Below are 16,375 nucleotides of genomic sequence, written 5' to 3' on the forward strand. Positions count from 1 at the left end.
CATACTGCTTATCCGTAATTGTTATGATATCTACTTTTCCTTCACTGGGCAAGTTGTCTTTTATCATCTTGTAATACTTTTCGCATGCATCTTTTCCAGAAAATAACTTTGTATAAATTGAATACTGAATCATTCCAAAACCATTATCTAATAAAAAATTCCTGAATTGTGTCGCTTCCTTTCGCTCATATTTTTCTACAACTGGTAAATCAAATAAAACTAGCATCCACATAAGCTCATACCTATTCAATAATGGTAATTCCATCAGCATTTCCTTCCCAAACGGGCAGTTCAATGTCAGGTTTTCCAGCTTCCAGTGCATTAACAAAGGAAGACACCATATATTGCATACTCTGAACAGCCTGTGTATCGCAGTCAGAAGTATGAACCTTTATTTTTAAAAGCCCTACAAGCGTCTTTTTATTCTGAGGTGTTAAATCTTTTTCTCCATTTTCCCAAAGTTTATAAACAAGGTTATCAACCAATGGTCTGTAAATTTCAAAAAAATCATCTGCAAGGCAAAACTGATTCAAATTATTATCGTGATGAATTCCTAAGGCTGGTAACAAACCGTGTGCACATATTGCACGTGCCATTCCAGCCCTCATTATTGCATAACCATAATTCAAGAAAGCATTTATACCGTCACCATTTTTATCACGAATAAAAGACTCTCCAAATAATGCTTTCCAGTAAAGTTTTGCAGCGTATGCTTCTCTGTTATCTGTATCACCAGATTTTACAGTATCAGCAATCATCTTTAATTTTTCTGCTTCTGGCTTTTTTGTATAACCTAAACTTAAAGATTGATTTTTTATTTTTTGGATTACAATCTGCTGCCAGACTCGTTTTTTAAAAGGTTCTGTTGCATTAATCTGATTTTTTATGATTTTTGTAAAATAGGTATGACTGGCAATGGGAAGAACCATGCTCAAAGGAATATAATTGGCACCGCAAAAAAATTGTAATACAACCTTTTTCAGAAAGAGCATTTATAACATTTTTTGTTAATGTTACGCCTTGTGCAGAAAGCAATAATACAGCTATGTCATCCAGAGGACAGAACCAAGTTCTTCTGTTCCTTGCTGAATAACAATAAAGCCTCGCTTTAGAGAAAGATAACGATTTTCTTCTGCAATCTCTAAGACTCTGTTAAGCACAGTTATTTATCGGCAGAGGAGTTAAAATTTATGATTACAGAAGATTTTTTACTTTCGAAATACGCGCCCTATTGGGGAAACTGTAACTAAGCGAGCCTTCTGTTTATCAAACAATACATTTACAGATACCCAATTTTGAGTTGGAGTTGGCTTCCAGTAACCTGTAAGCATAGTCTCATTAGTTGAATTAATCCAATCTGCACAATATGAAACTGCATAAACAGGACGGATATCAAGTTTATTGTTTGTTGCAGCATATCCTGCAATTCTACAAAAATACATCTTTCCTTTATCACTAAATTCTAGATAATCATCCTTATGTAACAAACATACTTGTTTTGCAGCTGGATGTGGCTTACCATTTTCCAAAACCGCTGGCTTTACAACATTCAATCCTTTTGAATTCTTTTCGACTTCGTTTCGTCTTATATATTGAGCCTTGAATGTTTTCTTTTCCCCGGGAATTTCCCAGATTACAGCTGCAAAATAGTCTTCTGGTGAAAGATAACGTGAAATTTTCCCAGAGGTAATTTCTATAGGAGTCTGAACTCTGTTTACACAGCGAACCTTTTTTATTCCATTTTCTTTTGAGAAGTCAGAAAGAACTGCTTCAATCTTTTGTCCTTTATGTTTTGCAACATAATCTTTTACTTTGCTCTTAATTTTCTCATCTACAATATCATCAAGATTTTTTTCAGAAAGAGAAACAATATTTTCACGGCAAACGAAGGTTTCTTTTCCGTGGAGTTTGATTTTTCCAAGTAAAGTTTCTTTAGAAAGTTTTCCTTCTGCTCCGTGGTCTGGCTTAAAACTAACAACAATGTTTTTAACCTTTTCAATTAAATCACTTCGTAAAATCGGAAACTCAGGAATTTCAATTCTGTTTCCCTTGTGTGAGTTTTTTGTTGCAAGTTTTTGAACCATACTACGGTCTGTAAGCCCGATAACTACAGCATCAATCGCGTGATGCCTGTGGTCAAATCTATTCTTTTTATAATTACCAATTTGTTCTGGTTTAAGGCCAAGTAAGGCAACTTCTTTTTCTGTAAACTTGCGGCATAGAATAGAATCCATTTCCCATTTATCACGCAAAAGTTTTGTCATACTTCCGTTTGTTGTCCAGACATCAGACGGATTTTCTACAAGACATTTTAGATATCGTAAAGCCGCCTTTGCAATATACTGGTTATCTGAAAGTTGGCGGGCAATAAAACTTGAATCCTTTTCAAAACTATCCATTGCATTTGGCGAAAACTTATTTTTCTTTGAAGTGTTTTTCAACTGATTAGCACGTTGAATAATCTCCTGCCAGCTATATCCACTAGGATTTGTTCCAAATGCTTCAAAAGGAGAACGTTCTGCCTTAAAAGCATTACAAGAAGAATGAGCAACAGTCAGATTCGATTCTGCATCAAGCAAAGTCCTGCTGAATGGAAGAATATGCTCTATTTCGATTTCCTTTGTAAAAAGTTCTGCACCAGATATTCCTTTTCCACAATAAATACATTTGTTTCCGAGTCCTAATTCAGACCATAAACGATATTTCATGCGGTCATTTCTGTTAGGATAAAATGATTTTCCCGGAAAAGCAGTATGATAAAGAGCAGAAATTGTATCATTAATTGCGATATTTTCTTTTGCACGCTGATTTTGCTTTCTTGCAATTTCAGCTTTCTTTTCTACATTGTTTTTCAAATCACGGCTTAATTCAATTGCAATTTGAGATGGCTTTCCATATTCCTTAATCAAAGCATTTACAACAACCCGCGTCTGATTTAAAGCAACATGAACAGTCGGATTGCTGATTTTTCCATAGTGTTTTTCAGGATTAGTTTCCGGAGCTGAAAGGTCAATTTCCATTGTAGAACCAGGTAGAACTTTTCCATAATATGGAAGTAAATCATATTTTTCTACAGTCTGATCTGCAAATTTATATCCAAGCGATTCTACTGCTTCGTGATATTTCAAATCAGCAATTTCTTCTAAGCGTTTTACAAGTTTTTCAGAAACTTCTTTACAAAGCATAGAGGTTCCGCTTTGCAAAATCGTATTCTTTACTATAAAATCCCTCTGCTCCTGTGTAAGGTCATATTTTTTGATAACTTCATAAACAGCATCATCTTCATCAGCTGTAATAATCGTCTCAATAATTAAATCCTGCTCTTCAAGAGGAATTTCATCCCATAATTTTCCAAAACGATTTTTACTTCGCATTTTTACGGCAGTAGGATTACCAATTAAAAAGTCTCTGTTTTCTTCAAGATTAAATGAATTTGAATCAGCAAGGCAAAGAGCCTTTCTCATCTGATCAAAAGTTACTTTATCTTTTGAATTTAAAAGCTCATATAATACCTTATCCTGATTATCATTCAATTCTACACGCTTTTTTGATCCGCCTTCATAATATGCAAGATTTCCTATATCCTGCAAAATTCTGAGTTTTTGAGAACAAGGCATTGCCTTAAAAGTTCGTTCCTTATCATTTTCATAAATGCAGTAACCTCGCTGCTGAGGTTTTAAAGGTCTTTGATAAAATATAGCCTTGTAAATATCATCCCAATCAACTTGCGGATAATATTTTTCTTGCTTTGAACGAATAAGATTGAATTCTTCTTCATACATTTTTCTTGTAGGATAGTATGTCATTCGTCCAGGTGCGAATCTGATACCGCCATTTTCACCCTGATTTTTATACAGAAATTCAGTGATAGTTCTACAACCATTTTCCTTGATTGCTTTTTCAAGATGTGTTTGCATATCTGCCTGAGTTTTTATCTCATCAGGTGATTTCTTTTCGGAAACTTCTTCACGGCTTCCATCTTTACGGTTACTTTTAAAACCTCGTCTTACTGCAAGATTGAATAATGCCCGTCCAAGCTCATAAGGCTCAAGTTTTTCATCAAGTGCTTTTATTCGCAATTCGTATGGGTTCAATGATTTTAAGGTCATGCATTCTTCTTTTGTTTTAGGAAATAAGCCTTGTTCCTGCAAGAATTTGAAGACCTGTTTTCTTCTAAGTTTTCGACGATAAATAAGTTTTCTCTGAGAGCGTGCTGTTCTACGAGCTACAGCCAGTGGTTCTTTAGTTTTTGGGTCTCTTCCATCAGAAAAAATTCTGACTCCCATATCTATAAGGTCTTGAACAGAATTATCTTTATCAAGTGAAAAAACACTCCATCCAATTGAATTTGTTCCTAAATCTAAGCCTAAGCGCCATTTTTCTAATTTCATAATCATTAATTATAGCACTACATTTCCAAAAAGGTTTAATAATTTGACAGGAAATCTTATGAGGTATATTATTAAGTTACTGATTAATTTTTGCGGTCAACCTGCTAACAAGGAAACTTTAAGTTTCCGCAAAATGCTTTTATATTCGTTGATATTTTTGCGTGAATATAAATAGTATTGCAAATGCAAAGAGGGAGCTACGGCTTCCTCTTTTTTTATTTTATCGACCATGTTCTTATTATGTTTTCTTTTCTGAGTTCCCAAAATGTTGCCTGAATATAGTTTGATTGTGAGATATCGAATATACAGTCCCATGATTTTTCTTTAATAAACTTTTGTTCTTTTGGTGGAAGTTTTTCAAAACATTCTTCTGCGTTTTCAAAATCAAGGTTATGTAAATATTTAGTATTAAAGCAGTTATTTAAAACTATGTGCCATTCTTCTTCATCAGTTAAACAACAATCTTTATCTGGTATTTCGATTTCAATGCATACAGAGGATTCTGTAAAATATCGGAACTCTGTTTTTCTCAAATCCGGTTTAGAATGTTTTCCATCAAAAGTATGCCATGCCCATACAGGATATTTTACATATGGTGGTTTTGGACCAATTAAATTTTCCATTTTTGAAACTAGCCAACTATAAGCGTTTTCAAAATTAAATGAAGAGAGACATTCAGAAAGCTCTGGTTTACAATAAAAAAATTCAGAACTTATCAATAGATTATAAACATTTTCTGGTTGAATAGTCCAAAGACGCATTTATTTTAGGTATGAATATAAGAAAAAAAGCTCCCTATTTAGGAAGCTTTTAGATGACGCTGGACGGGCTCGAACCGCCGACCCTCTGCTTAGAAGGCAGATGCTCTAATCCAGCTGAGCTACAGCGCCGTGGAAAAATAATATATCATATTTACTATTTTGTTTCAACAGGTGAAGACAGCATTTCTTTTACTGTTCTCCAGCCAAGCATTGCGCATTTTACGCGGGCCGGCATGTGGGAAATGTCCTGAAGGGCAGCGGCCTCATCAAGTTCTTCCAGTTCTTCGTCGGTGACGCTGCCTTTTATCATACGGTCAAAAATGTCTGCAAGTTTGAGGGCTTCTTCCTTTGTTTTTCCGATTACAAGGTCTGCCATCATGTCGGCAGAGGCCTGACTTACGGCACAGCCGCTTCCAATAAAGCTTGCGTCTGTGATTTTATCCCCTTCCATTTTAAGCTGCAGGGTAATCTGGTCGCCGCAGCTTGGGTTTACGCCTTCAAGACAGAAGGATGGATTTTCCATATTCTGTTTGTGGATAGGGTTCAAATTGTGTTCGTTTAAAATTTCTCTATAAAGTTCTTTAGTATCCATAAGGGTCTCCTAAAACGGGGCGTTGCGGGGTGTCCCCGCAGAGAGGGTAGGACGCAACGAAGTGCGTCCGCAGGGGGAGACTTCCCCCTCCTTCTTATTCGCTAAAACCTGCCCATTTGCGTACCTGGGCGATTTTTTCAAGGAAGGTGTCGACTTCTTCTTCGGTGTTGTAAAAATACAGGCTGGCACGGGCTGTTGCTGTCTGACCTAGATACTGACCAAGCGGCTGAGCGCAGTGGTGGCCTGCACGAATGGCAATGTGTTCTTCACTCAGAAGGGTCGCAATGTCGTGAGGATGAACGCCGTCAATTGTAAAGGTTGCAATTCCGCAGCGCTTGTTTCCGTCCTTACTTCCTATGATGTTAATATGAGGGATTTTCTTCATGCCGTCAATAAGGCGGCAGCAGAGGGCATTGTCGTGTTCTGTGATGTAATCAAGGCCAACTGACTGAACGTAGCGGATTGCGGCTGCCATACCAACGGCGTCGCCTGCGCTTACAGTTCCGGCTTCAAATTTGTGAGGAACTTCTGCCCAGGTTGCAGTATCGCGGGTAACGTATTCAATCATTTCGCCGCCGCGGAGGAATGGATCCATTTCTTCAAGCAGAGCTTTCTTTCCGTAGAGGGCGCCGATTCCCATAGGTCCGCCAAGCTTGTGTCCGCTCATTGCAAAAAAGTCAGCGTCAATGTCCTGAACGTCAACCTTAATGTGTGGGGCAGACTGAGCTCCGTCTACAATCATGATTGCACCGTTTTTGTGAGCTATTTCAGCAATCTTTTTTACCGGGTTTGTAACGCCCAGTACGTTGCTTACGTGAACTACAGAAACGATTTTTGTATTTTTGTTGATTTTAGAATTAATTTCTTCGTCGCTGATTATCCCGGTTTCTTTATCGCATTCCATGAATACGAGTTTTGCGCCGGTTTTCTGGCAAACCATCTGCCATGGAACGATGTTTGAGTGGTGCTCCATGATTGTAACGCAGATTTCGTCGCCTGCTTTGAGCTTATTGAGACCCCAGCTGTAGGCAACCAGATTCAGGCTTTCAGAGGCATTACGGGTAAATACGATTTCTGAGGCTTCCTTTGCGTTGATGAACTTTGCGGTTGTTTCGCGGGCATTTTCGTAGGCAAGGGTAGCGCGCTCGCTCAGTGAATAAAGGCCACGGAGTGGGTTTGCGTTTTCTGTTGCATAAAAGTGGGTCATCGCATTTAATACGATGAAGGGACGCTGGGCAGTTGCCGCAGTATCAAAATATATCAGGTCCTTGTTTTCTACGGAAGATTTTTCATCAATCGCTTTGAAAAACGGAAAGTCTTTTCTGTATTTATTCATAATTTTGCCCTTATATTTTTTAATTTATTTATCCAAATAAGCGTTGATTTTTTCTTTTACCTCTTCGCTTGGAATCAAAGATGCGGCAGCCTGAATCTTGGCGCGAGACATGATTTTTTCTGCCTCTGCTTCTGAAATTCCGCGGCTCTGCATGTAAAAAAGAACTTCTTTAGAAAGACGGCCGATTGTAGAACCGTGTTCGCCTTCTACGTCTTCTTCATCACACAAAATTACAGGAATTGATTTATTCACGGCTTTTGGAGAAAGAAGGAGAACTTCTTCCATTTCATTGCCTTTTGAGCCTGCACAGCCGTTCTTAAAATCGATTGTTCCCCGGTAAGTTTTGAAAGCGTTTTCCAAAAGTGTACCGTTTACGTTCATCAGACATTCTGATTTTTTGCCTGTGTGATAAACGATGTGGTTCATATCAAGCATCTGGTCTTTTTTACAGGTGTAAGCCACTTCGCTTGTGAAGCGTGACTTATAGCCTTCAAGAATTACGCCAAGACCTGAATCAACGTGGCGGCCGCCAAGCTCAATCTGTGTGAACTGAACTTCTGCTCCGTCCTTTGCGATTACTGCCGTATCATCCAGCTGAAGGCTTTCTTTGCCCAAAAGCTGAACCTTAGCAATGTGGATTTTTGCGTTTTCTTTGGCAAGAATCTTTGCGCGGAAGATAGATTCAGAAGCTTTTCCTTCGTAAACAAATACTACAGTGGATTCTGAATTTTCTTCTGCAATGATGTATGTAAGATTTGCCTGGCTTTCATCATCAGAAAAATTGATGATAAGCGGCTTTTCAACCTTGCCACTAATTCTTACAGTTTTAGAATATTTGCTGTCTGCAAAAATTGCTTCCACAGGGTGATTTTTATCTTCTGTTACAAAATCAAAGTGAGGATGACCGTCTACAAGCTTTGGATTTTTAGCATTAAAAACTCCGCTGGCAAAGTTCAGTCCTGCGGCTTCTGAAGGAATGCCTTCTTCAATTTTTATGCCGTCTTCCGCATTCAAAATCTCTGCTTTTGCGGCGTTAAAGGCTGCCTCAAGAGTGATTTTGTCGCGGTTGAGTTTGAGCCAATTCCAAGTTAATCCTGGGATTTCATTTATGAATGTCTGTATATTATCCATATATATTTCCTACGTATCCGAACAAATCAGCATAGCTGATTTGTGAGCTGATTACTCGATAATCCTAAAACGACCCGCTGACGCAGCTCGTTTTTTAACGGATTTTCGATTTTAAGCAAGTTCCATGTAAGGGAAGGGATTTCGTTTACTGTCATGTTTTCAAGTTTTTCCATGTTTTTCTTTCCCCCTTGCCCCTACATAGTTCCCTTCATTTCCAACTTAATGAGGTTATTCATTTCAACCGCATATTCCAGCGGCAATTCTTTACTTACCGGGTTCGCAAAACCGCTTACTATCATACTGCGCGCTTCTTCTTCGCTGATTCCGCGGCTCATAAGATAGAAAATTGCGTCACTGCTGATTCTTCCGATTTTTGCTTCGTGTCCTACGTCGCTAGAATCGTTGAAGATTTCCATTGCAGGAACTGTATCAGAACGGCTGTCGCTGTCCAGCATCAAAGACTGGCAGGAAACGCTTGCCTTACTTTCTTCTGCATCCTTTGAAATGTAGATTGCAGAACGGTAGGTACTCATTCCGCCGCCCTTAGAAATTGACTTTGTAGTAATCAGACTTGAAGTTTTTGGTGCCAGATGAACCATCTTTGCACCTGTATCAAGATTCTGACCGTTACCCGCAAAAGTAATTCCTGTAAAATCAGCCTTTGCATTGCGGCCAACCAAATCACTTTCCGGGTACAAATAAGAAACGTGAGAACCAAATGAGCCCGAAACCCATTCAATGCTTGCGTCTTCTTCAACCTTGGCACGCTTTGTGTTCAGGTTGTACATATTTTTTGACCAGTTTTCGATAGTTGAATAGCGCAGGTGAGCGCCTTTTTTTACAAAAAGTTCAACCGCACCGGCGTGTAAGTTTGCTTCGTTATATTTTGGAGCAGAACAGCCTTCAATAAAGTGGAGATCTGCGCCTTCATCAACAATAATCAGAGTGTGTTCAAACTGACCGGCACCCTTTGCGTTCAAGCGGAAGTAAGACTGAAGAGGGAAGCTGAGGTGAACACCCTTTGGAACGTAAACAAAAGAACCGCCCGACCAGACTGCACCGTGCAAAGCCGCAAATTTGTGGTCTTTTGGCGTAATCAGGGTCATAAAATATTCTTTTACCATTGGTCCCCATTCAGGAGATTTAAGGGCATCTTCAAAGCCCAGGTAAACTACGCCCTGCTTTGCAACTTCATCCTGAACATTGTGATAAACAAGTTCCGAGTCATACTGAGCGCCTACACCGGCAAGAGATTTTCTTTCAGCTTCAGGAATGCCAAGCTTTTCAAAAGTGTCTTTAATGTCCTGAGGGACGTCTTCCCAGCTTCCGCTCATCTGAGTTTTCGGGCGAACGTAAGTTGCAATATCTTCCATATGAAGGCCTTCGATTGAAGGACCCCAGTCAGGCACCTTGAGCTGATTATATATTTCCAGCGATTTAAGGCGGAATTCCCTCATCCATTCAGGGTCGCCCTTTTCTTCGCTGAGTTTTGTTACGATTTCTGCTGTCAGTCCGCTTTCGATTCGGTAAAAGTCCTTTTCAGACTCTTCGTAGCGGAAGTCATAAAAATCGCGGTTTATGTCGTTTATCTGTGTCTTTTCTTCCATATTATTTTAAGAACTCTTCGAATCCTTCTTCATTAATCTTCTTAAACAATTCTCCGTCACCGGTTTTTGCAATGTGGCCTTTTACAAGGATGTGAGTTTTATCTACGTTCAGGCCGTCGAGAATCTTTGTTGTGTGGGTGATAATCAAAAGTGAACCGTTTGTAAGACGGCGGTATTCTTCAAGACCTTTTGCAACAAAGCGAACTGCATCAACATCAAGTCCAGAATCAGTTTCATCAAGAATTGCAAAATCAGGTTTGAGCATCAAAAGCTGCAGGATTTCAGACTTCTTGCGTTCTCCACCAGAAAATCCTACGTTCAGATCGCGCTTTGCATAGTCTGGATTCATGTTCAAAAGTTCCATGCAGCGCTGTAATTCCTTCTGGAACTGGAAAAGCTTTACGCGCTCGCCGGTTTTCTGCTGAAGGGCAGAGCGGATAAAAGTTTCAAGCGAAATGCCAGGAACTTCAAGCGGCGCCTGGAAAGACATAAACATTCCCATTTTTGCGCGCTTGTCAGTACTTTCTTTTGTAATATCAGTATCTTTGAAAAGAATCTTTCCGCCTGTGATTTTGTAAACCGGGTTACCCAAAAGGGTGTTTCCTAAAGATGATTTTCCGGCCCCGTTTGGTCCCATAAGAACATGAGTTTCGCCGGCGTTTATAGTAAGGTTCAGATCATTAAGGATCTGTTTTCCGTCCTCAAGACCTGCGTTTAAATGTTGGATATCAAGTAACATAGCATAAATATACTAAAAAGATAGGTTAAAGAAAAGATATTTTGATTTTTTATTCTTCATTATAATAGGCATTTTTCATGACAGCCTGATCTGCCATTTATTTAATCTTTCAGGTGTGCTAAAATATTAAAAATAACACCGGCGGCTCTGACCGGCGGCCTTTAAAGTAGGTAAAGCTAAAAAATTGCTGCATCGCAATTTTTTTTAACGCTTTGCTATAGAACACCGGCGGCTCTGACCGGCCGCCTCTCACAGGAGTTAAAAATGTCTGCACAATTCTACGGACCGAGCGACAGACCTCCATTAAAAAAATGGATTCCGCTCAGTTTTCAGCACGTGTTCGCCATGTTCGGCGCAACAGTTTTGGTTCCTCTCCTTACAGGTTTAAGCACTTCAACAGCGCTTTTTACTGCGGGAACAGGTACTCTCTTCTACATCCTTATCACAAAAGCAAAGGTTCCAGCATTTCTGGGTTCTTCATTTGCTTTTATTCCGGCTTTGATCGGAATCGGGCATGCGTACGGAGTTCCTTACGCCATGGGTGGTGCAATTTGTGCCGGTATTTTCTACTGTATTATTGCCGTGATTATCCGCTTTACTGGTAAAGGCTGGATAGACCGCGCTCTTCCTCCGGTTGTAATCGGTTCGGTAATTATTGTAATTGGTCTTTGTCTTGCTCCAACTGCAATTAACGAAGCCTTCTATTTTAATAATGAATATTCACTTGTAGCCCTTTCTATTGCTGCTGTAACTCTTATTGTTGCAATAATCGCTACAATTTTCTTTAAGAACTTTTTCAACACCCTTTCAATTCTGATTGGTCTTGTTGCAGGTTACCTTTTCACTTTGATTATGGGATTCTTCTTCCCGGCTTACCGCCTGATTGATTTCAGCGGAGTTCAGGCTGCAAAGTGGTTTGCTATTCCTTTCTTGAAGGAAAATGCTGACGGTTCACTTTTCTGGATGGCTCCTAAGTTCAATCTTGTTGCCAGCCTTACCTTTGTAATCGTTTCAATTTCTACAATCTGTGAACACCTTGGTGATACTCTTACAACTTCTAAGGTTGTAGGTAAAGATTTCTATAAAGATCCTGGTTTGCACAGAACTCTGGTAGGTGATGGTTTTGCAACCGCCTGGGCAGCAGTTTGGGGCGGACCTCCGAACACAACTTACGGTGAAAACATCGGTGTTATGGCAATCACAAAGGTTTACTCGGTTTGGGTAATTGGTGGCGCTGCCGTTATTGCTGTAATTTTGTCTTTCTGCCAGAAATTCGGTGCTTTGATTCAGACAATTCCGACTCCGGTTTTGGGCGGTATCTGTACTCTTCTTTACGGTTTGATTGCTTCAAGCGGTCTCCGCACAATCGTTGATGCCGGCGTTGATTATCAGGATAAGAGAAACCTTACAATTTCTTCTGTAATTATGGTAATTGGTATTGGTGGTGGTGTATTCCAGCTCAATATCGGAAACGACTTTAAGTTCAGTCTTGGTGGTGTTGCACTTGCAACTATCATCGGTATCGTTCTTAATATCGTAATTCCTAAAACTCCTGCAGAACCTGCACAGTAAGGACACTTTATGGCAGATTTATTTGATTATCTTAACTGGCGTGGTGATTTAACTTTTGAGCAGGCACCTTTCTGTAAAATTGACGGAATAATACTTGCTCAGCTGGTTTATATAAATTACACAGGTCTTGTTTCATCTGATTTTAAAAGTCAGATTGAACTTTCACGCCTCTGGGACTCACTTAAATCTGCCAGAGATTTTACTGCCCGCTGTGATATGGGGCCTATGGTAAGCGCGCATACACCGGAACTTCTGGAGTCTGCTTCTAAAACTGCAAGGTTTTCTTCTCTGAAAGTCTGCGCTTATTCAGAGCTTTTTGACAGACAGAGAAACGAGCAGTTTGCTGCGGTTACTTTTATTCTTCCAGATAAACAGGCGGTTTTTGCCTTCCGCGGAACAGATGATACTGTTGTAGGCTGGAGGGAAAACTTTAATCTTGGTTATCTGCCTAAGATTCCTTCTCAGGTTCAGGCCCTCGAATACATCAGGGCGGCTCATAAAGCCCTTAAATCAAAATATATTCTTACAGGCCATTCAAAGGGCGGAAACCTTGCCCTTCATACAGCGGTTTATGCCGATTCAAAAATCAGAAAAAAGATTACTAATATTTATGATTTTGACGGTCCAGGCTTTAGTCAGGATTTTTACAATAAGCCGGAATATATAGAAATAAAAGACCGTCTTACCATTGTTTATCCCGAACAGACAATCGTTGGAATGATCTTCCATCGTCCCCGCCATTTTGAGGTTATAAAAAGTGATAAATTTGCCGTTTATCAGCATGACCCTTTTAACTGGCATGTTACAGGCTGCAATTTTGAAAATGCAAACGATGTCAGCCGCGAAAGTAAAATCTTTCATAAATCACTGAATAACTGGATAGAAACAATGAGCGTAGGGCAGAAAGAAAAATTCATATCTTCGCTTTTTATTGTAATAAATGCATCCGGTTATGAGCGTTTTTCCGAGCTTACAAAAAATGTAGTACCTGCATCTGCCCGCATGATAAAATGCCTTAGAGGAATGGAGCCTGATATGAGGGACGCAATTTTTAATTCTATCCGCGAACTTTCAAAAGTTGTACGTGCCGAAATTCCTCTTTTAAAGCTTTTGAATAAGAATTAGTCTTTAATAATTCATTTGCACCGAGCCTTTTTCCATACTATAATAAAAGTTATGAGTGATAAAACTATAGTTACCGACAGCCCGGTTGGCAAACATCTTGAATCTTTTGGAGATGCAAAGCCGGCTTCTTACCTTATGTTCAACAAGCAGAAAATTGACCTTGTTGCAAAAATTACAATCGGACGCGATACAGACAATGACGTTGTTGTTGATAACAAACTTGCAAGCCGTCATCACGCTATGATTCAGAAAATCAAAAATGCATATTTTATCAAAGATATGGGATCTACAAACGGAACTTTTATTAACGGAGTTCGCATTCCTAATGATAAATATGTAAAAATGAATCCCGGCGACAAAATTACAATAGGAAATATGAGCCTGGTCGTTTCTTAATTTTTTTTAAATGCTTCCTGAAGTAAAAAATATCCTTAGGACAAATGTGCTTCCATCTCATGATGAGATTTTTAATCTTGCTGATGCTGCTTCTACTGTGCTTGAAACAGAAAGTTCTGTTTACAGGCCTGAAAGCGAGAGTGGAAAGCCGGGAAGTCTTCTGGATTTTCAAAAATCACCGCTGCCTCTTATTGTCGTTCCTGACATTCACGCCCGTCCGCATTTTATGGAAAATATTCTTAATTACAGGCTTCCGGAAGATTTTGTGAGCGGGGGAGAAAGGGTTTTTGATGCCTTGAGCAAGGGGCTTGCCCGAATTGTTTGTGTTGGCGATGCCCTTCATACCGAAGTAGATACCCGCGACCGCTGGATTGCGGCGGAAATTGAATTTGCAAGTAATATTTACACGGGGCCTGCCATAAGCAACGAAATGAAAGACGGTTTTGCAGTTCTTGGCGCCCTTATGAAATTAAAAACTCTTTTTCCTGAGTATGTTCACTTTTTAAAGGGAAATCATGAGAATATTTTGAACCGCACGGGTGATGGAGATTACGGCTTTGTAAAATTTGCAGATGAAGGCCGTATGGTTCGCGAGTTTATTACGGAATATTACGGAGAAGATGTCCTTTATCTTATTTCCTGTGTTGAAAACGTTCTTCCTTTAATTGCCGTAACCGGTAACTGTGTAATTTCGCATGCAGAGCCTCGTTTTGCTTTTAGAAAAGATCAGCTGATTAATGCCCGAACCGAAGCCGGGGTAGTGGAAGGTCTTACCTGGACAGATAATGATTCTGCCCAGGAGGGAAGTGTAATGGAAATAATAGAAGAACTTTGCGCTTTACCTTCCGGTTCTGCCAGGGACAAGGCTCTGGAAGATTATGTATACTTAGGTGGCCACCGTCCTGTAAAGGAAAATTACCGCCTGCGTCAGAAGGGAAAATACATTCAGATTCACAATCCTAAAAAACAGAATATTGCATTGGTAAGAACATATAGAAAATTTAATCCGGACACTGATATTGTCAGTGTTGAAAACTGAGGTCAAAAATGAGTGATGAATTTCCACCTGTGATTGGAAAGTATAAGGTAACGGGAATTATTGCAAAGGGCGGAATGGGCGTTGTGTATAAGGCGGTTCATCCGTCTTTGAAGCGCTATGTCGTGATAAAAAAAATGACAGCCCGGGGAAAATCTTCCAACGGAGAGCGTTTTAAGAAGGAAGCCCAGATTCTTCTTGATATGCAGAGCCCTTATATCGTTCACCTTTTTGACTATTTTACTGAAGGCGGCTACCGCTATATGGTTGAAGAACTGGTAGACGGTGCTGCTTTAGACAAGGTGATTGAAAAACAGACAGCTCTTCCTGTTCCGGTTGCCATGCTTATTATGCAGGATGCCTGCTATGCCCTGAAATTTGCCCACTCAAAAGATATCGTTCACCGCGACATTAAGCCGGGAAACATTTTGATTTCTAAACGCGGCGAAATAAAACTTGCGGATTTTGGAATTGCCAGTGATGCGGATGGAGATACAATTACCCAGAGCGGAGTTGCACTTGGAACTCCAGCCTACATGCCGCCGGAACAGTTTGAAGATACTGCAAGTGTTGACCGTCGTGCCGACATCTATGCCCTTGGTATCATGCTTTACGAAATGATTACCGGAACCAAGCCTTACCCGGGAACTTTTTCTGTTGAAACTCTGAATACAATCAAAAAGGGAAAGTATATAAATCCCCGTGAACTTGATAAAACTGTTCCCCGCTCAATCTGCCGTCTTATTCACAAAATGATCCGGCCAAAGGCTAAGTCCCGCTTTCAGTCTATTGACGGTGTGCTTCGTCACGTTAAGCGCTACCTGAGCCATTATGATACTCACGAGCTTCGGGTTCAGATTGCAAAATCTGTTTATACCCCAAAAACGTATGATTTTCCGGAAATTGAACCAAAAGATAAAGTTCGCCGCCTGATTACCCGTCTTGTTTGCGGAAGTCTTGCAGCAGCGGCTATATTTGCCTTCTGCTGGCAGTGTGGTTTTATTCATAAAACAATTTTGCATCACTGGTATGCAAGTGTAAGCGTTCAGATGGAAATGCCAAAATCTCTTTTGAATGTTATGGATTTACCAAGCCAGGCTGTTTTCTTTGAAAACGATAATGATGATATCCCTGAAGTTTTAGGAAGCCGACGTACCTTTATAAAGGAAGGAACCCGCTTTATCGATAAAATCAATATCTTTAAGCCAAAACTTGAAGTATCACGGCCTTCTGAACGTAACCAGACTTACGTAATGAATGATGTTTTCCTTAAAAAGAATGCAGATTACCGCCTGAAGGTGGTAGTTGGTCCTTATGTCTGGTGGAAGAGTTTCAGTGTGGCAGGTGAAGATATTTCGATTAAGTGTGATTTCTTAAAAAATACAAACCGAAGCCTAAGAATCCGGGTTGACGCTTACGACTGCGAAACTTTTGAAAAAATCAAAGATCCGCTTGTGCGCCTGAACTATAGAAATGCCTGGAAGCCTCTGGAAGAAATTCCTGAAACTGCCTTGAAATCTGCTATGGTCTGGAAAATAAAGGTTTCTGCAGAAGGCTATTCCGAAGAAACCTATTCACTTCTTATAGACTGGTATCAGGATGATTTGATTGTGAGTGCGGCTTTGCAATCTTTAAAGACTGAATAAAACGGGGCGTTGCGGGGGAATAGGTAAAGCTAAAAATTGCTGT

At 39.9% G+C, this 16,375-nt stretch carries 15 protein-coding genes and 1 tRNA gene; 5 read left to right on the forward strand and 11 right to left on the reverse strand.

Translation table 11 applies throughout. The features are described from left to right. From cas2 to sufC, 11 genes are all read right to left on the reverse strand, one after another. On the reverse strand, positions 1–265 hold a 265-nt coding region (gene cas2, locus MSI_RS08410), incomplete at its 3' end, for a CRISPR-associated endonuclease Cas2 (RefSeq protein ID WP_039924609.1). Beyond that, positions 243–992, reverse strand: coding sequence for a type II CRISPR-associated endonuclease Cas1 (cas1, locus tag MSI_RS08415; protein WP_009105776.1), 750 nt, complete (start codon positions 990–992; stop codon positions 243–245). The genes cas2 and cas1, both read right to left, overlap by 23 nt. Before the next feature lie 216 nt (positions 993–1,208). Next, the gene (cas9, locus tag MSI_RS08420) at positions 1,209–4,391 is read right to left on the reverse strand and encodes a type II CRISPR RNA-guided endonuclease Cas9 (RefSeq protein ID WP_237706498.1); all 3,183 of its coding nucleotides are present in this window, start codon (positions 4,389–4,391) and stop codon (positions 1,209–1,211) included. A gap of 215 nt (positions 4,392–4,606) precedes the next feature. Further along, entirely contained in the window at positions 4,607–5,152 is a 546-nt protein-coding gene (locus MSI_RS08425; RefSeq protein ID WP_009105778.1) for a DUF3841 domain-containing protein, read from the reverse strand. Between the two features lie 54 nt (positions 5,153–5,206). Next, positions 5,207–5,281, reverse strand: a tRNA-Arg gene (locus MSI_RS08430). Positions 5,282–5,306: 25 nt separating this feature from the next. Further along, complete coding sequence (sufU, locus tag MSI_RS08435; protein WP_009105779.1) at positions 5,307–5,744, reverse strand: Fe-S cluster assembly sulfur transfer protein SufU; 438 nt, start codon at positions 5,742–5,744, stop codon at positions 5,307–5,309. 94 nt (positions 5,745–5,838) lie between these two features. Next, the gene (locus MSI_RS08440) at positions 5,839–7,080 is read right to left on the reverse strand and encodes an aminotransferase class V-fold PLP-dependent enzyme (protein WP_009105780.1); all 1,242 of its coding nucleotides are present in this window, start codon (positions 7,078–7,080) and stop codon (positions 5,839–5,841) included. 24 nt (positions 7,081–7,104) lie between these two features. After that, positions 7,105–8,211, reverse strand: coding sequence for a SufD family Fe-S cluster assembly protein (locus MSI_RS08445; RefSeq protein ID WP_009105781.1), 1,107 nt, complete (start codon positions 8,209–8,211; stop codon positions 7,105–7,107). Positions 8,212–8,237: 26 nt separating this feature from the next. Further along, complete coding sequence (locus MSI_RS14525) at positions 8,238–8,384, reverse strand: hypothetical protein (RefSeq protein ID WP_009105782.1); 147 nt, start codon at positions 8,382–8,384, stop codon at positions 8,238–8,240. 21 nt (positions 8,385–8,405) lie between these two features. Then, on the reverse strand, positions 8,406–9,818 hold the full coding sequence (gene sufB / locus MSI_RS08450; RefSeq protein ID WP_009105783.1) for a Fe-S cluster assembly protein SufB: 1,413 nt from the start codon (positions 9,816–9,818) through the stop codon (positions 8,406–8,408). A 1-nt stretch (position 9,819) separates the two neighbouring features. Further along, positions 9,820–10,557, reverse strand: a complete 738-nt coding sequence (sufC, locus tag MSI_RS08455; protein WP_009105784.1) for a Fe-S cluster assembly ATPase SufC — start codon at positions 10,555–10,557, stop codon at positions 9,820–9,822. Between the two features lie 264 nt (positions 10,558–10,821). On the opposite strand from sufC, the gene MSI_RS08460 reads away from it, so the two are divergent. The 5 genes from MSI_RS08460 to MSI_RS08480 are packed head-to-tail and all read left to right on the forward strand — an operon-like array spanning position 10,822 to position 16,332. Beyond that, complete coding sequence (locus MSI_RS08460; protein WP_009105785.1) at positions 10,822–12,129, forward strand: solute carrier family 23 protein; 1,308 nt, start codon at positions 10,822–10,824, stop codon at positions 12,127–12,129. Between the two features lie 9 nt (positions 12,130–12,138). Further along, entirely contained in the window at positions 12,139–13,254 is a 1,116-nt protein-coding gene (locus MSI_RS08465; RefSeq protein ID WP_009105786.1) for an Mbeg1-like protein, read from the forward strand. A 51-nt stretch (positions 13,255–13,305) separates the two neighbouring features. Beyond that, positions 13,306–13,650, forward strand: coding sequence for an FHA domain-containing protein (locus MSI_RS08470; RefSeq protein WP_009105787.1), 345 nt, complete (start codon positions 13,306–13,308; stop codon positions 13,648–13,650). Positions 13,651–13,660: 10 nt separating this feature from the next. Then, a complete protein-coding gene (locus tag MSI_RS08475) occupies positions 13,661–14,689 on the forward strand; it encodes a hypothetical protein (protein WP_009105788.1) in 1,029 nt (342 codons plus the stop codon). A gap of 8 nt (positions 14,690–14,697) precedes the next feature. Next, positions 14,698–16,332: a serine/threonine-protein kinase gene (locus tag MSI_RS08480; protein WP_009105790.1), complete on the forward strand. Its 1,635-nt coding sequence runs from the start codon at positions 14,698–14,700 to the stop codon at positions 16,330–16,332. Positions 16,333–16,375 lie beyond the last annotated feature (43 nt).

Source organism: Treponema sp. JC4, from assembly GCF_000260795.1.
Classification (GTDB): Bacteria; Spirochaetota; Spirochaetia; order Treponematales; family Treponemataceae; genus Treponema_D.